We start from the raw sequence: 24,138 nt of genomic DNA, 5'->3' as shown, positions 1-24,138 counted from the left end.
GTCTCAGGCCTTGATTTTAGGCAGTGCCGGAGCCCACCGCAACACAGAAACGCCGACCATTTTTTGTTTTTAGCTGACAGGAGCGCACAAATTCCTGTCCTTTTCCCACATGGTCGAACCTCCTCCTCAGCCCTAAAGTTAGATCCCAGATTTGCTAGACCCCAACTCCAGGCAATGCTTTGGGGGGTTCGCCCCCTTTTTTAATAAGAATCAGGAGACACATCATGCGTTTACAATCCAAAACCGCGGTAGTGACCGGCGGCGGCAGCGGCATCGGCGAAGCCTGCTGTATGCGCTTTGCCGAAGAAGGCGCCAGCGTTATTGTTAGCGATATTAATATGAATGATGCCGAGCGCGTTGCTCAAGCGATCCGTAAAAACGGCGGCGATGCCAAAGCCCTGCAACTAGACGTAACCCAGCCCGAGGCCTGGACAAACCTCGCCGATAAAATTCAAGCGGATTACCCCTCGCTGGATATTCTGGTGAATAACGCCGGCATTGGTATTCCCGGCGATGTTGAAGAATGCACGCTGGAAGATTGGCGCACCACCCACGCGGTCAACACCGAAGGTGTATTTCTCGGCACCCAGATGGCCATCAAATTGATGAAAGAAACCGGTGGCTCCATCATTAATATTTCTTCAATGGAAGGCATGGTCGGCAACCCACAGCTAGCGGCCTATAACTCCAGTAAAGGCGCCGTGCGCTTATTTACCAAATCCGCCGCGCTAGATTGCTGTAACAAAGGCTATCCCGTCCGCATTAATTCCGTACACCCCGGCGTTGTTCGTACCGCCATTCTCGAAAAAGGCTTGGCAATGCTGCCAGAGGCCGAAGGTCAAGCTCTGCTGAGCAGCCTCGCTGACAAAACCCCAATGGGTCGCCTCGGCCAACCAATTGAGATCGCCAATGCCTGTCTGTTTTTGGCATCGGAAGAGTCTTCTTATATGACCGGTTCTGAACTGGTTGTCGATGGCGGCTACACCGCCCAGTAATACAAAACACTCGCAGAAATGCGGGTATTGGAGTTTCTTATGAGTCAAACACTACGACGTAATATGCTGGCCGGTGTGATCCGCTACGGCATTAAGCCCCTGCTCGGTGGTCGTCTTTCCTATCCAATGCAGCGCCGCGTTGCCACCGCCGCCACTTCAGTTTGCCTTGCCCCCAAAGGCATGAGCTATACCGAAATCAACTTGGGCGGTGTGCCCTGTGAGTCGGTCACTGTCGGTAAAACCTCTGACAATACTCTGCTATGGCTACACGGTGGCGGCTACTGTGTCGGCTCCAGCCTGACCGACCGCGCTCCTGCCGGACAGTTTTCCAAAGCCAGCAATGCGCGGGTTATTGTTCCCGATTACCGCCTTGCGCCAGAAAATCCACACCCTGCCGCGTTAGAAGATGCATTGGCAGTTTACAAAGCGCTTATTGCTGAAATGGGCGGCGCTGAGAAAGTTGTGATTGGCGGCGACTCTGCTGGTGGCGGCTTGACCCTAGCGCTGGCGGTAGCCATTCGCGATGCCGGCCTGCCACTGCCTGCGGGCATGGTGTTTTGCTCACCCTGGGTTGATCTGCGCTGCGTTCAGCAAACTTACAAAACCCGTGCCGGTGATGATCCGTGGCTGAGCCTAGATACCCTAAAAGTGTGGGCTGCGGCCTACCTTGGTGATCTGCCCGCCGACACCCCAGCCTGCTCTCCTCTATTGGCGGATCTAAACGGTTTGCCACCGGCGCTGATTCAAGTGGGCGACTGCGAAATTCTGCTGGACGACTCCATTGAGTTGAACCGCAAATTCCAAGCCTCTGGCGTGGATAGCACCCTGCATGTTTACCCAAACATGTGGCACATCTTCTTCTTGCAGGCGGGCATTCTAGAACAAGCCGATGCCGCTATTGCCGAGATTGGTCAGTTTCTGGCGGGCTGCTGGAAAAATTCGCAAGCCGCCGCCAAACCCACTAAAACCCGTACAGCAAGCCGAACTGCGACAAAAACCACGCGCGCTCGTGCTGTAAAAGCATCTTGAGGTAGCAAATATGAATAACACCAAAGAACACAAAAAAGACTTTAAAGTACTGGTTCTGGGCGCGGGTATGTCGGGCATTTTGGCCGGCATCAAGCTGAAAGAAGCCGGTATTCACAACTTCGACATTATCGAAATGGCCGACGATGTTGGCGGCACTTGGCGCGCCAACACTTACCCCGGTCTAGCCTGTGACGTTCCTGCGCACAACTACGATTATAGTTTTGAACATAACTGGAATTGGTCTGGCCTGTATGCCACCGGCCCCGAGCTGTTCGCCTACTTTAAATTCTGTGCAGAAAAATACGGCATTCGCCCACATCTGCAACTCAATACCCGCGTAGACATGATCGCCCGCAAAGACGGCAAATGGGTTGTCAGCACCAATGACGGCCAAGACCGCGTGTGCGATATAGTGATTAACTGCATGGGCGTTCTCTGCCACCCACAAATGCCAAATATCGAAGGCATTGATAGCTTTGAAGGCGACCTGTTCCACAGCGCGCGCTGGGATCACAGCGTACCGCTGGATAACAAGCGTATTGGTCTGATTGGCACCGGCTCTACTGCAGCGCAAATTGCCTCCGCTCTTGCCGAACGCTCAAAGCATTTCAGCCTGTTCCAGCGCACGGCGCAGTGGGTTATTCCAGCTTTCCATTACCACCGCTCTGGCTTGTCCAAAACCCTGCATCGCAAGCTGCCCAAATACTCAGCCTTTACCGGCCAGCTGCAGGGCAAGTTAATTGAGATGATTGGTAAAGCGGTGAGTGGCGACAGCCCTCGCACCTACGCTTTGATCAAAAAACTGTGTGAGCGCCATCTTAAAACCATTCGCGACCCAGAACTGCGCAAGACCATGACTCCGAATTTTGAAGTGGGTTGCCGCCGTTTGATCTTCTCCGACAACTTCTACAATGCCATTCAGGCTCCGCAGTCTGAAGTTGTTACCGAAGGTATTGAGCGCATTGAAGCCAAAGGGATTCGCACCAAAGATGGTCGCCTACACGAGCTGGACGTACTGGTTATGGCTACCGGCTTCCACGCTCTGAGCTACACCTACGGCTTTGACATCATCAATGAGCAAGGTGTGAAACTCTCTGAAGAATGGGCAGAAGGCAGCGAAGCACTGCGCGGCTGTGCGGTCAGCGGCTTCCCCAACTTCTTTATGCTGATTGGCCCCCGCAGCCCCATTGGTAACTTCTCGCTAACCAGCATTTCAGAGTCACAGATGAACTACATCATGCCGCTGATTAAAATGCTGAGTAAGGGCGAAGCAAAAGAGATTGATGTTAATGCCGAAGCGCAACAGCGCTACTCAGAATGGATGGACCAAGGTGTTGAAAAAACCGTTTGGGCCTCAGGCTGCACCAGCTGGTACTTGGGTAAAAACGGCAAGCCTCAGCTGTATCCTTACACGCCAGTGAGCTTCCGTTCAGCATTGAAAAAACCGGATATGGATGAGTTTGTGGTGAGCTAATTCACCGTTCCCAAAACAACAAGGGTGGCAATTGCCACCCTTTTTTTATGCCGGATTTTCGATCGCACCTGATTAATCTAGCGAGTGCCGCAAGCTTGCAAACGCGGTAATTAATCAGGTGTTTCTCAGCTTTTAAACCAAGTCATAAACTTATAAATGCTATTACCGAGCTTGCCATAAGGCGGACGCAGTAATGCCATTGGACTTAAACCTGACTGGTGGAACACGGGCCGCATTTTCGACAGCGCTATAAAGCCTTCCTTACCGTGATAATGCCCCATACCGCTGGCACCGACTCCACCGAAGGGCATATCGTGCTGTGCGCCGTGGAAAAGTGCATCGTTGACCGATACCCCACCCGACATAATGTGTTTTACAAAATAATCCACATCGGACTTTTTCTTGGAGAAGGGATAAAACGCCAGTGGCCGATCACCGGCATTCACATAGCGCACCACGTCTTCTTGCTCTTTGTACGTCATCACCATCAACAGCGGGCCAAAGCTTTCACGCTGGCGAATAATCATATCCGGAGTGGTGTTCAATACCAGATGCAAAGGCAGCTTGCGATTAACTGGATCGGCATCCTGACTTTTATTCAGTTTAATAATTTTTGCGCCTTTGGCTTCGGCATCGGCAAGCGTGTCTTGCAGGCGTTGGAAGGAGCGAGCATCAATAATCGAGGTGTAATCCGGCGACTGAATATCCGGCACATGCTTGGCAACCCAGGCTTCAGCTTCGCGAATAAAATCGTCTAACTGAGTTTCATGTACGAACAAGTAATCAACATTAATACAAATCTGACCAGCATTAAATTGCTTGATATACATAATGCGGTCAACGGCTTTTGCCAGCGGGTAATTTGGCGTAATCACCGCCGGCGACTTACCACCCAATTCCATAATCACCGGCGTTAAATTTTGCGCCGCCGCAGCCATCACTTTTTTGCCGGTTTCACCCGAACCGGTAAAGAACAGCAAATCAAAAGGAATCTTGGAAAATTCGATGCCGACATCGCCGGTTTCTTCAAAATAAACCAGTTTGTCTTCCGAGAAATAATCGCCACTAATTTTCATTAACAGGCGCGTAAAGGCGCGTGAGTTTTCCGACATTTTGACCATCGCGCGATTGCCCGCAGCAAAGGCGCTAACCAATGGCCCAAAGCTTAAAAAGCCGGGGAAATTCCACGGCACAATCACACCCACACAACCTAGCGGCTGAGGAATTACAGTATTGCTGGCACCGGGATACACTGTCCAATCAACATGGCGGCTTTGCGGCTTGGCCCATTTACCCACCTTGCTAATGGCATCATTAATCGCATCGGTGACAGAAATGATTTCCGCGAACAGCGATTCCTGCCGCGCACGACTGCCGTAGTCTTCATTTATCGCCGCGATGATCGCCTCACGATTCTCGTTCACCATATCTTTTAGGCGACGTAGATCGGCTTTGCGCTGGGCAATGGAAGGTTCCGGGTCGGCAAGATAGGCTTGTTTTTGCAGTAAGTGAGCGGCGTGCAGCATTTCAGCCGTGGGGCTCAGTGCTGTTTCTGGAGAGGCTTGGGCAACGTTCATTATCATTTTCCTGTTGTGCTTCCATTGCCGGTACGACCGTATGCTCACACTTTCGGAAAAAGAAAACGCTTAAAAGAACTGTGTTGTCTTTCTCTGAACTTCAGTACAGGCAAAGAAACATGGGTATTGAAATAAAAAGGCCGAAGCGACTCACCTCAAGGGGTGCGGCCGCCGCTTCGGCTAAAAGCAAATTAAAACTAGTAAGCTCTAATTAAGGAAGTGGCAGAGCTTCTAAGCCAGGCAACTCAAGACCCGCGCCGCTGTCGACGCCAAGCAGAGCTTCGGCAGTCAGCAGATCAGCAAGTTGAGTCGGGTCATTCAGTACATTCAGCGTCAGCAGGCTGGCCAAAGTTGGCAGCAGCGCGATGGATTCGGTGCCGGGGATTTTCGCCAATACGCCAACGGGCAGATCACCCACCAGCGGAATGTCGCGAATACCGGGAGCCAGAATTTGTGCTGAACTCAGATTGCTGAACAGGGCACTAGAAATAACCAGCGCAGCGATTTTAAGTGTGTTTTTCATGCTTATTCTCCATATATCGCATTGTTAAGAATTTAAAAAAGGGGCCACCGAAGTAGCCCCGAAGCGAATGATTCGCTGGGTATTCAAATTAGAAGTTGTAAGTGACTTCTGCACCCCAAGTACGCGGCGCGCCTTGAGAGTAGTAGTCGAAACCGAAGCTCGCTTGTAGGTTGATCGCGTAGGTGTCGTATTCCTCTTCGGTGAGGTTTTTCACCCATACGGCCGCTGACCAAGTTTCGTCATTGGCATACCAGCTCATACGAGCGTTGTAGATCCAGTACGCATCCTGACGAATAAACTCGTGACCGGCTGCATCGTTGTAAGCGCTGAACCACTGGTCATCCTGGAAGTTGGCATTGGCATTAACCGACAGGTAACCGTAGTCGTTTTTGTAAATGTCGTAGTCGAAAGACAGGCTGACATTCAATGGTGGCGCAGAGATCAGCTCATTGCCGGTCAGATCAACGGTATCGTTGTTGTCATCCAGCGTTTCGATATTGCGCAGCTCAAGCTCGGTGTATTCACTTTCGATAATACCCACGCCTAACTGAACAACCAGATCATCGGTTGCCGCCCACCATACTTCAGCTTCAAAGCCCATGATTTCAGAACCACCGGCGTTTTCGAGGAAGTTGGAGATACCCACAACGTTGATGAACTGCTGATCGGTGTACTCATAGAAGAAGAAGGCACCGTTGATACGCAGACTGTTATCCAGCAGGTCGGTTTTGAAACCCAATTCGTAGGCATCAATGTACTCTGGTGAAGCGTAAGAGGTTTCCAGCGGACGCTCGGAGTAATAGATACCACCGTTAAAGCTACCGGCGCGGTAACCCTTACTATACGAACCGTAGACCATCAACGCATCGTTAAAGCGGTAGTCCAGACCCAGCTTACCAGTGAACTCTTTCTCGGTTGCTTCCAGCTCTTTGGCACTATCCATTGTGTAAGGGCCGTCGGTGAAACCGGGCAGACCATTTTGAGTGATTTGAGTCAGGTATGGGCCGGGATCAGCTAAGAACGCCAGAATTGAATTTATGTCGCCACCTGCAACGCCCGCAGGCAGTGACAGGGGTACGAAGGCTTGGTCGTAACCGGTATTACCGGGCACAAATGTGCCGCGTGGCGTGCCGTCATAACCGAGACGGGAAATATTCAAGTAAGGCTGAGTGGATTTGTCTTCGGTGTAACGAATACCCAAGTCCATGCCGAAGTTGCCGGTAAAGTCGAAACGCATCTGGGTGTACAGTGCCGCAGAATCTTTAACCGTCTCTTGACGCTGATCCAGTACACCAAAGTCCAGAATAAATGGCGCTTGACCTGCCGCAGCGGGTTTAGCCAGCGCGGTACGGAAGTCCACCAAATCTTCAAACAAAGAGTATTTGTTGTTCAACCATGTTTCTTCTTGCGCGATATAGGCACCGGCCACAATGCTGAACATACCGCCGAAGTCAGACACAAAACGCAAATCTTGGCTGAAGGTTTGGGTGTCGGTGTGCCAGTCAATTTCCAACAGGCGCAGCGGGCTACCGTCGGTGTTGGCCAACTGGGTGTAATCCGCATCGTTGTAAGACGTTACCGACACGATCTGGAAGTTATCCGCATCGTAGCTCATGGTTAAGATAGCCAGATCGAACTCAACGTTAAGATTGCTCTCATTGTCCAGTGCGCGGTTATCTTCGGTTTGCCAGAAACTCAGGTTACGAGAGTTACGGTCATAACCGGTGTAGTCCATATAACCACTATTAGTGGGGTACGGCGCGGTTGGGTTCAGGTTCTCCATACCACGAATATCGGTGCGCGGCTCGTTGCGCGGTGGTGTGGCGTAACTGTCGTTGCGACCGCGGGTGTATTTCAGTACGGCACCAAGGCTGTCAGTAATCTGCCAGTTCAAAGCGATACGCGCAGCGAAGAAATCAGTCTGCGCCAGATCTGGGCCACCCAAGGTGTTTTCAAAGTAACCGTCATCGCGCTTGTATTTGAAAGCCACACGCGCTGCCAGGGTGTTATCAATCAGGGTACCGCCCACTGCGCCTTCGGCAGTTTCCATACCGTAGCTACCGCCGCCAACTTTGAGCTTACCCGCCCAGTCGTCACCGATTTGCGGAGTATTGGTGATGATGTTGATTGCACCACCAGTGGTGTTCTTACCGTACAGGGTACCCTGTGGGCCACGCAGTACTTCCAAACGCTCAACGTCGAAGAAGCTCATACCGTGGCTGAAGGTTGCAGGCAGGTAGGCTTCGTCGGTGTACACGCCGATCGGGCTCGCTTGGTTAGAGCTGTAGTCAGACATGCTCACGCCGCGAATAGAGAAAATGGGCTGCACTTCACCGTAGGGGCCACTGACCTGCATATTAGGCACTTGTGCACCAATATCGTTGGCACTTTCAAAGCCCAGCTTTTCCAGTGAATCAGAACCCAGACCGGTGATCGCTACCGGCGTGTCCTGCACGCTGGCAGAACGGCGCTGCGCCGTTACAACCACTTCCTCAAGTCCTTGTGCGGCAGCTTCGCTAATGCAAAAGCCGGCAATCGCGGCGGCCAGAGCAGCTTTACGCCAACTCCGTATTCCTGCTGTTGATTTCATGTGACTCCTCGCCTTACCCATTTCAAGTTATTGTTGATACAAGTTATTTTGCTGTGTTGCTTGTTATAAATTTTTTCTGCTTATCTATTCGCCATGCCGCCATCGACGGAAAGCTGAATACCGGTAACAAAAGCACTGGCATCCGAGGCCAGATACAAGGCCGCCAGCGCAATATCGCGTGGGGTGCCATTGCGACCAAGAGAGGTCATGGATTTCACCATGGCATCTGCTGATTCCTCATCGGGCATGATGCCGAGATTCACCCAGGTGTGTTTCACGTGGTCGCCCATTGGCGTTTCAATCACACCAGGGTGAATGGAATTCACGCGAATGCCGTAACCCAGGCTGCCAAATTCAGCCGCCGCATGACGGGAATAAGAAGCCACCGCGCCCTTGGTTGCGCCATAAGCACTGTGGGCAATGGTGCCAGCCAGTGCAGCAACAGAAGACAAGTTAATAATGGAACCGCCTTTACCTGCAGCGCCATCTGGCTTCATCGCTAACGCGGCGTATTTCATGCCGAGAAATACTGATTCGATATTCACCTTATTCAGGCGAGTGACCTGCTCCAGTGAATCCAGCTCGACCAGCGAGCCATCGAGAATACCGGCGTTATTAATCAGAATATCCAAGCCGCCCAATTGCTCGATGGTTTCATTCACCACTTCCTGCCAGCGGGCTTCATCGGTAACGTCTTGCTGCATTACACAGCACTCAATCCCCTGATTGAGCAACGCGGTCTGCACTTGTGTACACGCATTGAGGTCAACATCGGTTAACATGACTCGGGCGCCGGCTTCCGCCATCACGCGGGCGCACTCGGCACCAATACCTCGACCGGCACCGGTCACTAGCGCGACCTTGCCATTGAGCTGAAACTCTTTCAGCATTGGATTGGAACTCCCTTATTTTTTTAGTGTCGCCATTGTCAGGGAGTCAACCCAGAAAAACCCCTAACTGAAGTTAGGTGTTGAGGTTGGGTTTTAGGCGTAGCATTACTGCCAATAAAATATTAGGGCGTCACAATTTGCGCCACCTATATAAGAAGAGACAATTCCTATGCGACCTCTCAAGCTGACTGGCTTATATCTTGCCCTGACTATCGCGGGTCTCAGCGCCTGCGGCAAATCCGAAGCTCCCCAAGCAACCCTGCCCGCCGCTGTAGACGGCGCGCGAATTATGGCGGCCGATAAAGAGCCGGGAAACTGGATGAGCCACGGCCGCACCTACGACGAGCAGCGCTTCAGCCCGCTCAAGCAAATCACCGATGAAAACGCCGCCAAGCTGGGCTTGGACTGGTATTTCAATTTACCTACCAATCGCGGCGTGGAAGCCACCCCCATTGTGGTTGACGGCGTCATGTATGTGACCGGCTCATGGAGCATGGTGTTTGCACTGGATGCCAAGACCGGCGAAATGCTGTGGCAATACGATCCCCAAGTTCCACCCACTTGGGCCGTTAATCTGTGCTGCGACGTGGTCAACCGTGGCGTGGCCGTGTGGAAAGGCAAAGTCTATTTCGGCACCTTGGATGGCCGACTCATCGCACTAGATGCCCAAAACGGCAGCCGCCTATGGGAAGTACAAACCACCGATAAAGAGCGCCCCTACTCCATTACCGGCGCACCTCGCATCATCAAAGACAAGGTAATGATTGGTAACGGTGGTGGCGAGCTGGGCGTGCGCGGTTATATCAGCGCTTACGACACCGAAACCGGCGATATGGTTTGGCGCTTCTATACCGTACCCGGCGACCCATCCAAGCCCTTTGAACACCCAATTTTGGAAAAAGCTGCCAAAACTTGGGGCGGCGGCAAATGGTGGGAAGTTGGCGGCGGCGGCACGGTATGGGATTCCATGGCCTACGACCCCGAACTCGACCTGCTCTATTTAGGCGTTGGCAATGGTTCGCCTTGGAACCGCCAGATTCGCAGCCCAGACGGTGGCGACAACTACTTCTTATCGTCCATTCTGGCACTGCGCCCAGACACCGGTGATTACGTGTGGCACTACCAAACCACTCCCGGTGAGAGCTGGGATTACACTGCAACCCAGCACATGATTCTGGCCGACCTTAACCTCGACGGCAACATCCGCAAAGTCATTATGCAGGCGCCGAAAAACGGCTTCTTCTACGTGCTGGATCGCCTCACTGGCGAGTTTATTTCTGCCGATAAATACACCCACGCAACCTGGGCAGATCACGTTGATCAGAAAACCGGACGCCCAGTTGAAAACGAAGGCTCGCGCTACACCGATGGCAAACCCCATCTGGTTGCTCCGCACCCGCTGGGCGGCCATAACTGGCACCCCATGAGCTACAGCCCGCAAACAGGACTGGTCTATATTCCTGCCCAGGAAAACGCCATGGCGTACATGGATGATCCTAACTTCAAGTACAGCAAGAAGGGTTGGAATGTCGGCGTAAATCTCGCTGCTGCGGGCTTGCCAGAAAATGATCCTGAAATTCGCGCCGCCGTCATGCCCACTATTCGCGGCCACATTTCCGCCTGGGACCCCATTCAGAAAAAAGAAGTATGGCGAGTACAGCACCCTAATATGTGGAATGGCGGCATTCTCTCCACCGCTGGCAACCTGATTTTCCAAGGTAATGCCGACGGTGAATTGGTCGCCTACCGCGCCGACAACGGCGAGCGCCTGTGGTCGACTAATGCTTACACCGGCATTGTTGCCGCTCCTATTAGCTACTCTGTAGATGGCGAGCAATATATTGCCGTAGCCGCAGGCTGGGGTGGTGGCGGCGCAATGGCGCTGGGTGAAATCATCGCCGACGCCAAAGGTGCGGTAAATAATAGCCGGGTATTGGTATTCAAACTCAATGCCGACAAAACCTTGCCTGCCAGCGTGGTAAGTCGCGGTGAGCTGCCGACCCCACCCGCCTCGACGGCGGACGAAGCGACAATCACTCGCGGCCACGCGCTGTACATGGAAAACTGCCATATGTGTCACGGCGACCGCGCGGTATCCGCAAGCTCCGTACCGGACCTGCGCTACCTCACAGCAGAAAAACACCAAATGTGGGACGGCATCGTGCTCGGTGGCGCTCTCCAATCTAAAGGCATGATCGGCTTCTGGGATCGTCTGAGCAAAGAGCAAACCGATACGATCCACGCCTATGTGATTAAGCGCGCCAACGATCTGGTCGAAGGCAAAGACTAAGATCAGAGCCAAAGCCAAGGACGTAACTCCCTCCAATTCAGCCCGCTACTGCGGGCTGAATTTTACACTCCCATCACAACGCGTACGCCGTGGCCTTGCCTCTTGGCTGGCCTCACTATAGGCTGTAACGCTTGACCGGAGGGGAGTGTATAAAAGGGCCTCCGGCTAAATGACCCGCGCCCAGAGCCAATGTCGAAAAAAACTATAAACAGTCAGGCAATTGTAGAAACCAAACTTTTTCCCAGCGTCGGTGCAGGCAACCCGATTCGCCGGTACAACCTGCTGCCGCCCGAATCTTTCAGCAACGGTCACGCTTCTGTTTATTTATTAAAAGCTCCGGCGGGTTACGGCAAATCCACCTTGATGTCGGAAATTCACCAGTGGGCACAACACAAAGAGTTCGACGCCACATGGTTGAGCCTAGACCCAGAAGACAATGATCCCGGCAGACTGCTACGGTATTTAATTACCGCCGTTGATCGTACCCTGCCCGATTTAATTAAAGATTCCCATACCCTTAGCCAGCAGGGCTTTTTGAATATCAAAGCCACGCTGGAAGCCCTCGCCTTTGAATTGGGCAACTTAAAACGCCAACTGATTATCATCATGGATGATCTCCAGTTTATTCAATCTCCTGAAACACTGGAGATGCTGAACTGGATGATTAACTACACGCCGCCCAACTGCCAATTTGTATTGGGTAGCCGCGAAGAGCCACAACTAAAATTAGGCAAGCTGCGCGTGCGCCGTAAACTGGTTGAGCGCGATATTAAAGATTTAGCCTTCACGTTAGATCAAAGCCGCGAATTCTTAAACACGCGGCTGCCAAACCGACTGACCGAAGCTGAAATTCTAGCGCTACACCAACGCACTGAAGGCTGGCCAGCCGGTCTAGAGCTGGCGGTTATCACTCTGGAAACCCAGCCGCAAAATCACGATCTGATCGAGAAGTTCAGCGGCACGGATCAAAACGTGGTCGATTATTTGGGCGAGGTTATGCTCTCCAGCCTCGACCCGGATTTGCGTAAATTTATTTATCAAATTGCCCAGTTTGATCGGGTAAATGGCGAACTCGCTGCGCATATCAGCGATCGCAAAGACGCACCGCTGATCTTGGAACAACTGCGCATCCGCAATATGTTCTTAGTGCCACTGGACTCCACTGGCGACTGGTATCGCTTCCACCATTTTATTGCCAGCTATCTGCGTGGACGCAGCGAGGTAGAAGCCAGCGGCCTCAGCTACGACACCCTGAATAGCGGCGCAACATGGTTTTACGAGCGCGGCCACCCGGAAGAAGCCATCGCCTGCGCCACTCGCAACCAAAACTGGCAATACGCCTCAGATTGGGTGGAGGAGAATGCCGCCCAACTCAACAGCCAGAAGGGCAATATTCAAACTCTAATGCGCTGGATCGATGCCATTCCTGAAGAGTGGCTTCACCATCACCCGCAAATACGGTGTGCTTACGCCTTTGCCATGGCGTTTTATTCTGGCCGCGAAGAATCGGAACAGCAGCTCAAACTGATTGCTGAACACCGCCAAACCTTGTTAAACCAGAGCCAACCAGACACCGAACTGATTGCTGAACTGGATTGCGCGCTTACCCATTTACAAGCCACGTATTCCGCCCTTAGAGATGAAGGCGAAACCTCTTATAACTTGTCCAGCAACTGGCTGGAAAACTGGCCCAATGCCGATGCCCACAAGCGCGGCGATATGCTTACGGTAAAAGCCTTTGGCCATAAAAGCCGGGGCGAAATTGAGGAAGGCTTGCAGGTCATTGCCCAATCTCGAGAATGTGCGGAAGCCGAAAATCTGTACTTCAACCTCATGTGGAGTTACTGGATTTACTGCTTCTTGCTGTTTAAAGCCGGTCGTTATCAAGAGGCCCGCCCAATGGCGGAAAAAGCCCTGCAAATGGTGGAACAGCAACTGGGGGGCGAACGCGACTTTACCGCCTCCTGCCACACCATTCTGGCAGCGATAGCCTACGAACTGGGTGATATTGAAAAACTGGAATACCACGTGGGTATTTCCAGCGACACCTTTGATGAGTTCAGCCAGGCCGACTTTATTATTTTGAAATACCTTTCGCTGGCGCGTTTCCAATTTGCCAAAAATGATCCGGAAGCGGCGCTAACCAGTTTGCGCCAAGGGCAAGCGGTGGGCGCCGCGCAAAATTTCGAGCGGGTGCTCGTTAGTCTGGCGGCAGAAGAATGTGTTTGGCTGTGCCGACTAAACCGAATTGAAGAAGCAGAGGCGCTGCTGGCGAAACAGGGTATTCCCACCGAACAACAAAGTGGCGAAAACCTGCACCGCTTATTACTGGATAAATCCATTCGCACTGGCTCGCGGGTGCTTTTACTCAAAGACCCCAAAGCCGCCATCGCCCTACTTGAAGCCGGCATTACCACCGCAACCGATAAAGGCTTTTTGTTACGACAAGTTGAGTTACTGCTGATTACCACCATGGCCCATAAAGCCGCCAACGATAAAAAAGCCGCCAAAAAATCCTTAATCAACGCCTTGGAGATTGCTGGCCCACAGGGCTACTACCAAATTTTCATCAATGAGGCAGCGGCACTTGGCAGCCTGATCAGCGCATTAAAACCCAGCGAAGTCAGCGACAGCGCAACCGATTTGCTCAATAAATTGCAGCAAGCGCTGCGCGGTGAGCACGCCGTATCCATGTCTAGCGCCGACCGCGAACTCATTGAAAAACTCTCAAAACGCGAGCAGCAAATTCTCAAGCGCCTTGAGTCGGAGTTGAGCAATAAAGAAATTGCCGAAGCCTTATTCGTATCGGAAGGCACCCTCAAATGGCATCTCCATAATATCTACGGCAAGCTCGGCGTAAGAAACCGCCCCGGTGCCTTGGTTAAAGCACGAGAGCTTGGGTATTTGTAATTCGGACAGTGCCGTGTCCTTTTTTATTGTTTTTTTGGCCCCGATTAACAAGATGATCTAGCTGCCAATCTCTGATAATCACTGCAAAGTCTTCTTATAAAAATAAACACTGGAGCACAGCGTATGGCCCACGAAAAAAACGCCCCGCATATTGTGATTATCGGCACCGGCTTTGGCGGCTTGGGCATGGCAATTCAACTAAAAAAAGCGGGTATTCACTCTTTTACCCTACTGGAAAAAGCCGACAGCCTCGGCGGCACGTGGCGCGACAACACTTATCCCGGTGCCGCCTGCGATGTACAGTCCCATCTGTATTCGTTTTCCTTTGAGCCCAAGAGTGACTGGTCGCGCAAGTTTGGCCTGCAACCCGAAATCCGCGCCTATATGGAAAGCTGCGCCGCCAAATACGGTCTGCACGAGCACATTCAGTTTAATCAGGAAGTGCTTACCGCCACTTTCGACAAGCACACCGCCCAGTGGCAGCTCACCACCCGCAATGGCGAAAATTTCAACGCCGATGTATTAATCAGCGCGGTAGGCCAGCTCAACCAACCGGCCATGCCCAATATTCCCGGTATGGAAAAATTTCAGGGCGATAGCTTCCACTCCGCCCGCTGGAATCACGATATTGATCTCGATGGTAAATCAGTCGCCGTAGTGGGCACCGGTGCCAGCGCTATTCAGTTTGTGCCGCAGATTGTGCCCAAGGTCGCCAAGCTGAAATTATTTCAACGCTCAGGTGCCTGGGTCGCACCCAAACCCGACCGCCCTTTTACCGGGTTTGAGCAGTGGCTGTTTGAAACCTTTCCTATTTTTGATCGCCTTTATCGCACCAGTATTTATTGGAAAAACGAGATTCGTGCCATTGGTTTCACCCGCTTTGGTTTTTTGCTCGAGGCTTGGGGCTGGCAGTGCAAACGAATGATGCGCAAGCAAATTCAAGATCCGGAGAAATGCGAAAAACTGATCCCCGATTACAAGATTGGATGTAAGCGCCTACTTCTGGCCAATGACTGGTTTCCTGCGATAAACCAAAGTCATGTTGAGGTTATTACCGACGGTATTCAGGAAATCACCGAAGACGGCCTGACCACCAAAGACGGCCAACACCACCCGGTCGATGCCATTATTTATGGCACGGGGTTTAAGGCCACCGACTTTTTAACCCCGATGAAAATTACCGGACTCAATGGACTGGATTTAAATGAAGTGTGGAAGGATGGCGCCGAGGCCTACAAAGGTATTTCGGTTTCAGGCTTTCCCAACCTGTTTCTGCTCTACGGCCCCAATACCAATCTCGCCCATAGCTCGATTATTTTTATGCTGGAATCCCAAATTCGCTACGTGATGCAATGCGTACGTATGTTGCTGGCACCGGGGCTGGCCTGGATGAATGTGAAGGCCAGCAAGCAACAGGAGTTTAGCCAACAAATGCAGCAACAACTGCAACACAGCGTATGGGTGGCCGGCTGCGATTCTTGGTATATCAGCGACTCTGGCAAAGTCACCAATAACTGGCCCGGCTTTACCTTTAGCTACCGACTAATGACCGGCAAGCTCGACCTACAAGACTACGAGTTACAGCCGGCAAAAGCCGAGTAAGCCGGCCAAAAGCATCAATTAAAGGAAACCCCAGTGGCAAAAGCTCCCCTTGGTATTCGCCTTGCGCAGGCATTAGATTTGATTGGCGATCAGGGTCAAGCTCAAAACGGCGATGGCCTGCCCCAGCGCAATGCCCCTTCACCGCTCTCAGTCTTTGTTCCCTTTATTAGAAAGCGGGGCGAGCGCCGAGCCCGGCGACTGACCGAAAGTCCCAACAAGACAAGTAGCTCGAAATTTAAGGCTGAAGCCCAACTCGCACTCCCCGCAGACAATCAGTGGCACAACACCGGCGTACAACTTAACCCCGGCGACAGCGTAACCCTTGCCGCCCGTGGCCGCCTGTTTCTATCAAAACCACTTGAAGTCAGCGTGGGCGCCAAAACCTGCCTCTGGTGGCGCATTGGCGATGGCGAAATGCGGCGCTGCACCCAAGAAACACATACCCTAGTCGCCGACCAACAGGGAGAGCTGCGTCTACAAGCCGCCCTACCCGGCGCCTTCGGCACCCCGGACGGATGCACCAGCATCGATCCGCCGCCGCCCGCCATGCTGGGCGAGCTGGACATTCGCATTAGCAAAACCACCGCAGCTACTCAATCAACTATCAAGCAAAAGCCCCCACAGGGCTGGCAGTATTTGTGGCGCTTGGGCGAAGCGGATATTTTCTCCACCTGCGAACATGAAGCCGGCGCCATATGTTGTGATACCCATGGCGATGTGGGGATTTTGCAATACCCCGTCGACATGCCCTTGGACAAGCACAGCTTGCTGCGCTGGGAATGGCTGGTGGACGCCCTGCCCTCATCTCTGCCAGAACATATTCAGCCCACCCATGACTATCTCTCTATCGCGGTGGAATTTGATAACGGCTTAGACCTGACCTATATGTGGAGCAGCCAATTAGCGCCAGACACCATTTTTCAATGCCCGCTGCCGTACTGGGACAAGCGCGAAACCCACTGGGTACTGCGCAATCCCAGTAGCGACCCACTGGGACGATGGCTAGTGGAATCACGCCCGATCCAGTCCGATTACCAACAGGCGATTGGCGGCGAACTGCCAAGCAGGATTGTAAAAATCTGGTTAATTGCCAACTCCGCCTTTCAAAATGGCCACGGTAGCTGCAAATATCGAGGAATAACGGTGGGGAACCGGGAACAGCGGTTTACGCTCTAGCTAGCCCCAAGCAGAGCTGCGGTGTAAGCCCAATCCCAAATCGGGCGCAGAAATCGAAATTTACGCCAAGATTGAGCGGATACGGCCGCTGGCGGGCCATTTTTAATAAAAAATCCATTCGAAATAGCATAATTCCACAAAATAAACGAGAAAAATTTTCTCACTTCCAGTATCTTAGCGACCTATTTTCAACCCAGCTTATTAGAGAGCGCCATGACTGACTTATCCTTCTACCGCAACATCGGCATTTTCGCCCACGTTGATGCCGGCAAAACCACCACTACCGAGCGTATTTTGAAGCTGACCGGTAAAATCCACAAACTCGGTGAAGTTCACGAAGGCGAATCCACCACCGACTTCATGGAACAAGAAGCCGAGCGCGGTATTACCATTCAGTCAGCGGCCGTAACCTGTGAGTGGAAAGGCCACCGCTTCAACGTTATCGACACCCCTGGGCACGTTGACTTCACCGTTGAAGTTTACCGCTCACTGAAAGTACTGGACGGCGGTATTGGCGTATTCTGTGGTTCTGGCGGTGTTGAGCCCCAGTCAGAAACCAACTGGCGCTATGCGAACGACTCTAAAGTTTCTCGTCTGATCTTCGTTAACAAGCTGGACCGCGTAGGTGCAGACTTTATCCGCGTAACCGATCAGGTTAAGAAAGTACTGGGCGCGACTCCTCTGATTATGACTCTGCCAATTGGCCGTGAAGACGAGTTCGTGGGCGTGGTCGACCTGCTGAGCCGCAAAGCCTATGTTTGGGACGAAACCGGACAGCCTGAAAACTACGAAGAAAAAGACATTCCAGCCGATATGGTTGACGACGTTGAAACCTACCGCGAAATGCTGATCGAAACAGCGGTAGAAATGGACGACGACGTGATGATGGCCTACATGGAAGGCGAAGAGCCCTCTATGGAAGACATCAAGCGCTGCATCCGCAAAGGTACGCTGGAACTGGCGTTCTTCCCAACTTACTGTGGTTCGGCGTTCAAAAACAAAGGCATGCAGCTGCTGCTGGATGCGGTTGTTGAATACCTGCCAAGCCCAACCGAAGTTAACCCACAGCCACTGACTGACGAAGAAGGTAACCCGATTGGCGAATACGCGACCGTATCTGCCGACGAGCCTTTCCGCGCACTGGCGTTCAAAATCATGGACGACCGTTTCGGCGCCCTGACCTTCGTACGTATCTATTCAGGTAAGCTGAAAAAAGGCGACACCATTCTGAACTCTTTCACCGGCAAAACCGAGCGTATCGGTCGTATGTGTGAAATGCAGGCGGACGAACGTAACGAACTGACTAGCGCACAAGCGGGTGACATCATCGCTATTGTGGGCATGAAAAACGTACAAACCGGTCACACCCTGTGTGATGTTGACCATCCTTGTACCCTAGAAGCCATGGTGTTCCCTGAGCCCGTAATTTCTATCGCGGTTGCGCCAAAAGACAAAGGCTCTACCGAGAAGATGGGTATTGCGATTGGTAAAATGGTTGCCGAAGACCCAACCTTCCGCGTTGAAACTGACGAAGACTCAGGCGAAACCATCCTGAAAGGTATGGGTGAACTTCACCTGGATATCAAAGTCGACATCCTCAAGCGTACCTACGGTGTTGAGCTGGTTGTTGGTCAGCCTCAGGTTGCCTACCGCGAAACCATCACTCAGAAAGTTGAAGACAGCTACACCCACAAGAAGCAGTCTGGTGGTTCTGGTCAGTTCGGTAAAATCGACTACACCATTGCTCCCGGCGAGCCAAACAGCGGCTTCACCTTCACCTCAAGCGTTGTCGGCGGTAACGTTCCTAAGGAATTCTTCCCTGCGATTGAGAAAGGCTTCAAGTCTATGATGGACACCGGCCCACTTGCTGGCTTCCCTGTTCTGGACGTGGCGATTAACCTGCACGACGGTGCTTACCACGCGGTTGACTCCTCGGCGGTTGCATTCGAAATCGCGGCAAAAGGCGCGTTCCGTCAAACCATGCCTAAGGCCGGTGCACAACTGCTTGAGCCGGTGATGAAGGTTGACGTATTCAGCCCAGAAGACAATGTGGGTGACGTTATCGGTGACTTGAACCGTCGTCGCGGCATGATCTCTGGCCAAGAAGCCGGCGCCACTGGCGTTCGCGTAAAAGCTGACGTACCGCTGTCTGAAATGTTTGGCTACATCAGCACCCTGCGTACCATGACTTCTGGTCGTGGTCAGTTCTCTATGGAGTTCTCACACTATGCACCGTGCCCAGCCAACGTTGCTGAAACTGTGATTGCAAAAGAGAAAGAGAAACGCGCTGCTAAGTAATTAGCTCGCAGCTAGATCAAGCCCCGCCGGTGCTACCGACGGGGCTTTTTTTATGCCTGAACGTTTGTGCTCAGTATTATTGATAGGTTGAAAACGTCAGTACCGATTCAACCACCGGGCTGGTCTCGGCTTTGGTTTTCTTCATCTTCAAACCACGGGTCTTTTCCAAGCCTGCGGTAAGCTGTTTAAGACCACTGCCCATAACAAAATACCCGCTGGATGGATCAAAGCGATGTGCGGGCAAGCTGTTTATAGGGTCTTCTGTGGAGGCAATAATGCGGAGGCTCTCGGTGCCAAAGGGCGGCTCAATAGTGTAACTGCCCAAGGAGATCCACTTATTGGCATCATCAAAATTCACGTACTGAATAAATTGCCGGTCGCCACGGGTATCGTTGAGAGGCAGTAAATATTCGATCGCCTGCCCCTCATTAATGCTGTAGCCGACCGCGTAGAAATAGCCCGCCTTATTCATTTTAACCAGTAGTTCGACGTCCTCACCTTGCGCAAAGGCCAAATTGCGAAGGCCGCGATTGGTCGCCACGAGCACGGAAAAATCATTGGAAACGGCATAGCCCTGACGCAGCATTCGATCAAAATCAATCGTGGCCGGTTTGATTTCATAATTCGCGTAGGCACTCTTCTGCAAACGAACTAGGCGCTTATCAATCAGCGCATCCGTTTTAATATCAATAACATCGTAGGCAATATCCAAACCCGATTTGGTTTCGGTATAGCGCCCTAACAGGCGGTATTTGGCGCCCGCAGCCTCGGTGTTTTTGCCCAGCGCGGCTTGCATGGCATCCATAAAGGCCCGGCCAAACGGCGTTAGCTCTTGCGAGTCTTCAAAATACGGAGCGTGAACATCAAACTGCCCCGCTTCTAAGCCGTCTGCCAGTACCTTCACCGCCAGCTTGATAGAATTTGCTGTTGGCAGGGTATTAGCGCTCCAACTTTCAAGGCGGCGCTTGATAGGCGCAAGATTTGTCGGCGAGTTAAGCTCAAGCACCGCGCCGGCGTTTCGGACTTTGTCATAGGCCGACATTTTCACCAGCAACTGCTTGCCCAGCAGGTATTGATCTGCCGCCGCGGCAGCCTCGAAGTTTGTAAAGTGGCTCTCAATGTCGCCGGCAATACGATTCAACTCGCGCTGATACATTGGCCGGGCTTTTTCTGTATCTAACAAGGCCTTGCAGTGAAAATTCGCATCAGGGCGTTTGTCGCAATGGGTATTCACGCCCATTAACGCCACATCTGATTGCGTTAAGGATTTTGCGGAAAACTGGCTGGCACCGCGCTCAACTTCATAGACGCTTTTCGATTCAATCTGCACAAACAGTTGTTGTGCCAAATCATTTTGGGCAATGCTTACCGACGTTGCTCTATCGGCATCAATCCCCACGCCAGTAAAAAGCTCTGCATACAGCTTTGGCGCCAGCAATATATTGAGTAGTAAAAGTCCCGCAACCGCCGGCTTCAGTCCAGTATCTGGTTTTATTATCTTCACGTGCTCTCCATTTCGCTTCGTTTCCAATCAGGGCGTTTGCAGCAATTTCTGAAATGCACTCAGGGTTGCTACCTGCCCCTCATTCACATAGGCCTCGTGGTTCTGCTCTACATTCTCTAGCAAATACGCATAATTCACCAGAACACCGCAGGATTGCCGCAGGCCATTCTCTGAGCGATCGCCCAACCAGTTCAAGCGAGCAATTGCTGCACCATTGCCCAAGTGAAAGCGCGCCACTGGGTCGAGGGGTTCCGCGCCACGTTTTTCATCGTGCAGATAATGCGCACACAGGCGCATTAATAGTGGTTCTAATTGCTCCACTGCGCTCGCATCATCCATCCATGTTGGCGACTTCAGCAATTCCAGCACTTGCCGCTCAGCACCGTTCATCACCGGGCTAGAGGTTTTACTGCGCTCACCATCAAGCCAGCGCCGGAACCCCGGAATCGGTGACAGCGTGGCAAATTTCTTGAGCTGGGGGAATTCCCGCTGCAGCTCGACCACAACCTGCTTAATCAGAAAATTACCAAAGGAGATGCCTTTCAGGCCGTCTTGACAGTTGCTGATACTGTAAAAAATGGCGCTATCGAAATCGTGATCGTCCACTTCAGGCATCGGCGCTTCAAGAATTTCCTGCACATTGCCAGCAACGCCTTTCACCAAGGCAACCTGCACAAAAATGAGTGGCTCATCTTCCATTGCCGGGTGAAAGAAGGCAAAGCAGCGACGATCTGAGGCAAGCCGACGACGCAAATCGTCCCAGCCATCCATTTCATGCACCGCTTCATAGGCAATTAACTTTTCCAGAATATCGGCCGAGGTTTTCCAGCTAATTCGCTCAAGGGTGAGAAAGCCCCGGTTAAACCAGGAGATAAAGAGATTTTTCAGGCCGTCATCAATGCTGACAAACTCGGGATGATCTTTAAGTAAGGCCAACACATCTTTACGCATTTGAATCAACGTTGCCGTGCCATTAGGCGCCATATTAATCGCGCGGAACACCTTGCGCCGGGGTGGGTCTATCGCCTCGCTCAGCGCGCGGTAAGTCTCAATACTCTGGGACTGCTTAAACGCTTCTGCGCAGCGTAAAATCTCATCTGGATTCGCCCCAAACTCCCTGTGCAATTGCTGAAAGAAGGCAATGCGCTCCTCCTGATCTAGCGACTGGTATCCCCTCACCACCGCATCGGCAATGGCTGTACCCATCGCCTCGCCCTTGCTGGTGCACGCCTCATGGCAAAGTTCGATCAAAGTTCGCTGCTTGCCCTGCCGATTTTTGCCGGGCAACAGTTCGCGCCCCGCGTCTGCTATCGAACTGACCCAGTCACTGAACTTCGCCATACCCACTCCTATTTTTCTAATTCAACAATACTGTTGATATATTATGCGACAAGCCCCGCCCCTTAAAGCCCTGCAGAAAATTCGCCGACATATTCCTGCCTAGCAAGTAAAAACCTAACTTGTGTAGGGCGAATTTCACGCCCAACATCGTCATGCTTTGCAGCCTAATTCACGTCTGCGCTCGTTTGCCGAGCTCGCAACATCCTTGGAGGACAGACACTTGAGCATCGAAACTTTTGATTACATCGTCGTTGGCGCCGGATCATCCGGGTGCGCCCTTGCTGCTCGATTGACCGAAGACCCAAGCGTGCGAGTCTGTGTACTGGAAGCCGGCGGCGACAATAACAGCATGGTTGTTAATATGCCCGCTGGCGTGGTCGCCATCATGCCCAAAAAGAGCAAAACAAATTGGGCTTTAGAAAGCGAGCCCAACCCTAATATGAACGGTCGCCGCAGCTACCAACCACGCGGCAAAGGCTTGGGCGGTTCAAGCGCGATCAATGCCATGCTCTACGTGCGTGGGCACCGCTGGGACTACGACCACTGGGCCAGCCTAGGCAATACCGGCTGGAGCTATGACGACCTTCTGCCGTACTTCAAAAAGTCTGAGAACAATGAAAATATTCATGATGATTACCACGGTCAAGGCGGCCCACTAAACGTCATGAATTTACGCAGCCCGGGCAAAATGAATGAATTGTTCATGCAAGCCTGTGAGCTTAACGGCGTGCCTCGCACCCCTGATTACAACGGCGCCGAACAAGAAGGCTGCTTCGAATACCAGGTCACCCATGTTAATGGCGAGCGCTGTAGCGCCGCCAAAGCCTACCTTGTTCCCAACCTGAGCCGCTCCAATCTTGAGGTTAAGACTGGCGCCCGCGTACGCCGCATAATATTCGACAACAAGCGTGCGGTAGGTGTTGAACTCGACCTCAATGGCCAAACCACCCGCATCAACTGTCGCGCCGAAGTCATTGTCGCCGGCGGTGCCTTCCACTCGCCACAGATCCTGCAACTGTCGGGCATTGGGCAGGGCCAGCACTTACAAGAAATGGGCATCGACGTAGTTTGCGACCTACCCGGCGTCGGCCAAAACCTACAAGATCATCTGGATGTCGTGCACACCTACCGCTCACGATTCGCCAGCGATACCTTCGGCGTCTCACTGCCCTTCATATTCCGTGGCGCACCTGAACTACTTAAATGGTTCAGCAAGCGCGACGGTATATTTACCAGCCCATACGCTGAAGCCGGCGCCTTCTTCCGCAGCTCACCTGAATTAGAAATCCCCGACCTGCAACTGGTATTAGTTCGCGCCGTCGTTGACGATCACGGCCGCAAAATGCACACCGGACACGGCTTCTCCAGCCATGTCACACTATTGCGTCCCAAATCTCGTGGCTGGGTAAAACTCGGCTCACCCGATCCATTCGCCGCACCGCGCTTCGATATGGGCTTGCTAAATGACGAACGTGATTTAGACATCCTGATTAAAGGCTGCCAGAAGCAATTGAAAATTCTGGAGTCCTCACCCTTTGATGGCTGGCGCAACGGCATGCTTTACCCTGTAGATGCCAATGACCGAGCAAGTCTGGAAGCGGATATTCGAGCCCGCGCCGATACCCAATATCACCCCGTTGGCACCTGCAAAATGGGCCGAGACGATATGGCCGTCGTCGACGAACGCTTGCGCGTGCGCGGCGTAGAAGGCCTGCGTGTTGCCGACTGCTCAATTATGCCCACCCTCGTTGGCGGCAACACTAACGCCCCCGCCGTCATGATCGGCGAGAAACTCGCCGCCATGATCAAAGAGGAAGCACGATCACCAGCAAAAAAAGAAGCACCCGCATTGGCGCTGTAATCGCTGGAGGACACAAATGAGCGCCACCCCCTAATTAAGGGGTGGGCCGCTTAGTTTCGAAACGGTAATTTGATGCGA

At 52.4% G+C, this 24,138-nt stretch carries 15 protein-coding genes; 9 read left to right on the top strand and 6 right to left on the bottom strand.

Annotated features, from left to right (window positions below; translation table 11 throughout):
* The first annotated feature begins 224 nt into the window (after positions 1-224).
* Genes IB286_RS10605 through IB286_RS10595 form a run of 3 tightly spaced genes read left to right on the top strand, consistent with a single transcriptional unit; the run spans position 225 to position 3,498 of the window.
* A complete protein-coding gene (locus IB286_RS10605; protein ID WP_223826303.1) occupies positions 225-995 on the top strand; it encodes a glucose 1-dehydrogenase in 771 nt (256 codons plus the stop codon).
* A gap of 39 nt (positions 996-1,034) precedes the next feature.
* The gene (locus tag IB286_RS10600) at positions 1,035-2,024 is read left to right on the top strand and encodes an alpha/beta hydrolase (RefSeq protein WP_190765313.1); all 990 of its coding nucleotides are present in this window, start codon (positions 1,035-1,037) and stop codon (positions 2,022-2,024) included.
* A gap of 10 nt (positions 2,025-2,034) precedes the next feature.
* On the top strand, positions 2,035-3,498 hold the full coding sequence (locus IB286_RS10595) for a flavin-containing monooxygenase (protein ID WP_190765311.1): 1,464 nt from the start codon (positions 2,035-2,037) through the stop codon (positions 3,496-3,498).
* Between the two features lie 125 nt (positions 3,499-3,623).
* On the opposite strand, the gene IB286_RS10590 is transcribed toward IB286_RS10595, so the two are convergent.
* The 4 genes from IB286_RS10590 to IB286_RS10575 form a co-directional block, all read right to left on the bottom strand.
* Positions 3,624-5,075 carry a coniferyl aldehyde dehydrogenase gene (locus IB286_RS10590; RefSeq protein ID WP_190765309.1) on the bottom strand — a complete coding sequence of 484 codons (1,452 nt, stop codon included), beginning with the start codon at positions 5,073-5,075 and terminating at the stop codon, positions 3,624-3,626.
* A 211-nt stretch (positions 5,076-5,286) separates the two neighbouring features.
* On the bottom strand, positions 5,287-5,598 hold the full coding sequence (locus IB286_RS10585; protein ID WP_190765307.1) for a hypothetical protein: 312 nt from the start codon (positions 5,596-5,598) through the stop codon (positions 5,287-5,289).
* A gap of 88 nt (positions 5,599-5,686) precedes the next feature.
* Complete coding sequence (locus IB286_RS10580) at positions 5,687-8,188, bottom strand: TonB-dependent receptor (protein ID WP_190765305.1); 2,502 nt, start codon at positions 8,186-8,188, stop codon at positions 5,687-5,689.
* Between the two features lie 80 nt (positions 8,189-8,268).
* Positions 8,269-9,078 carry an SDR family NAD(P)-dependent oxidoreductase gene (locus IB286_RS10575; protein ID WP_190765303.1) on the bottom strand — a complete coding sequence of 270 codons (810 nt, stop codon included), beginning with the start codon at positions 9,076-9,078 and terminating at the stop codon, positions 8,269-8,271.
* 169 nt (positions 9,079-9,247) lie between these two features.
* Here IB286_RS10575 and IB286_RS10570 point away from each other — a divergent pair, with 169 nt between their 5' ends.
* The 5 genes from IB286_RS10570 (at position 9,248) to fusA (ending at position 19,354) form a co-directional block, all read left to right on the top strand.
* The gene (locus IB286_RS10570) at positions 9,248-11,368 is read left to right on the top strand and encodes a PQQ-dependent dehydrogenase, methanol/ethanol family (RefSeq protein WP_190765301.1); all 2,121 of its coding nucleotides are present in this window, start codon (positions 9,248-9,250) and stop codon (positions 11,366-11,368) included.
* Between the two features lie 189 nt (positions 11,369-11,557).
* On the top strand, positions 11,558-14,278 hold the full coding sequence (locus IB286_RS10565) for a LuxR C-terminal-related transcriptional regulator (RefSeq protein ID WP_190765299.1): 2,721 nt from the start codon (positions 11,558-11,560) through the stop codon (positions 14,276-14,278).
* A gap of 123 nt (positions 14,279-14,401) precedes the next feature.
* Entirely contained in the window at positions 14,402-15,880 is a 1,479-nt protein-coding gene (locus tag IB286_RS10560; protein WP_190765297.1) for a flavin-containing monooxygenase, read from the top strand.
* 33 nt (positions 15,881-15,913) lie between these two features.
* A complete protein-coding gene (locus IB286_RS15720; protein WP_190765295.1) occupies positions 15,914-17,056 on the top strand; it encodes a DUF3047 domain-containing protein in 1,143 nt (380 codons plus the stop codon).
* A gap of 213 nt (positions 17,057-17,269) precedes the next feature.
* Positions 17,270-19,354, top strand: a complete 2,085-nt coding sequence (gene fusA / locus IB286_RS10550; protein ID WP_190765293.1) for an elongation factor G — start codon at positions 17,270-17,272, stop codon at positions 19,352-19,354.
* 76 nt (positions 19,355-19,430) lie between these two features.
* On the opposite strand, the gene IB286_RS15715 is transcribed toward fusA, so the two are convergent.
* A complete protein-coding gene (locus tag IB286_RS15715; protein ID WP_190765291.1) occupies positions 19,431-20,858 on the bottom strand; it encodes a DUF4384 domain-containing protein in 1,428 nt (475 codons plus the stop codon).
* Between the two features lie 27 nt (positions 20,859-20,885).
* On the bottom strand, positions 20,886-22,199 hold the full coding sequence (locus tag IB286_RS10540) for a malonyl-CoA decarboxylase (protein WP_190765289.1): 1,314 nt from the start codon (positions 22,197-22,199) through the stop codon (positions 20,886-20,888).
* A gap of 220 nt (positions 22,200-22,419) precedes the next feature.
* Between IB286_RS10540 and IB286_RS10535 the strand changes: the two genes are divergently transcribed.
* Positions 22,420-24,060 carry a GMC family oxidoreductase gene (locus tag IB286_RS10535; protein WP_223826302.1) on the top strand — a complete coding sequence of 547 codons (1,641 nt, stop codon included), beginning with the start codon at positions 22,420-22,422 and terminating at the stop codon, positions 24,058-24,060.
* The last annotated feature ends 78 nt before the right edge of the window (positions 24,061-24,138 follow it).

Source organism: Spongiibacter pelagi, assembly GCF_014705705.1.
GTDB classification, from domain to species: Bacteria; Pseudomonadota; Gammaproteobacteria; order Pseudomonadales; family Spongiibacteraceae; genus Spongiibacter; species Spongiibacter pelagi.
Note: the sequence above shows the minus strand (reverse complement) of the source record. Positions and strands in the feature narration are given on the sequence as shown.

What these genes read in the sequence shown, in the direction of transcription:
- IB286_RS10605 (WP_223826303.1), top strand. Translation starts at nt 225, where the DNA reads ATGCGTTTACAATCCAAAACCGCGGTAGTGACCGGCGGCGGCAGCGGC.
- IB286_RS10600 (WP_190765313.1), top strand. Translation starts at nt 1,035, where the DNA reads ATGAGTCAAACACTACGACGTAATATGCTGGCCGGTGTGATCCGCTAC.
- IB286_RS10595 (WP_190765311.1), top strand. Translation starts at nt 2,035, where the DNA reads ATGAATAACACCAAAGAACACAAAAAAGACTTTAAAGTACTGGTTCTG.
- IB286_RS10590 (WP_190765309.1), bottom strand. Translation starts at nt 5,075, where the DNA reads ATGAACGTTGCCCAAGCCTCTCCAGAAACAGCACTGAGCCCCACGGCT.
- IB286_RS10585 (WP_190765307.1), bottom strand. Translation starts at nt 5,598, where the DNA reads ATGAAAAACACACTTAAAATCGCTGCGCTGGTTATTTCTAGTGCCCTG.
- IB286_RS10580 (WP_190765305.1), bottom strand. Translation starts at nt 8,188, where the DNA reads ATGAAATCAACAGCAGGAATACGGAGTTGGCGTAAAGCTGCTCTGGCC.
- IB286_RS10575 (WP_190765303.1), bottom strand. Translation starts at nt 9,078, where the DNA reads ATGCTGAAAGAGTTTCAGCTCAATGGCAAGGTCGCGCTAGTGACCGGT.
- IB286_RS10570 (WP_190765301.1), top strand. Translation starts at nt 9,248, where the DNA reads ATGCGACCTCTCAAGCTGACTGGCTTATATCTTGCCCTGACTATCGCG.
- IB286_RS10565 (WP_190765299.1), top strand. Translation starts at nt 11,558, where the DNA reads ATGTCGAAAAAAACTATAAACAGTCAGGCAATTGTAGAAACCAAACTT.
- IB286_RS10560 (WP_190765297.1), top strand. Translation starts at nt 14,402, where the DNA reads ATGGCCCACGAAAAAAACGCCCCGCATATTGTGATTATCGGCACCGGC.
- fusA (WP_190765293.1), top strand. Translation starts at nt 17,270, where the DNA reads ATGACTGACTTATCCTTCTACCGCAACATCGGCATTTTCGCCCACGTT.
- IB286_RS10540 (WP_190765289.1), bottom strand. Translation starts at nt 22,199, where the DNA reads ATGGCGAAGTTCAGTGACTGGGTCAGTTCGATAGCAGACGCGGGGCGC.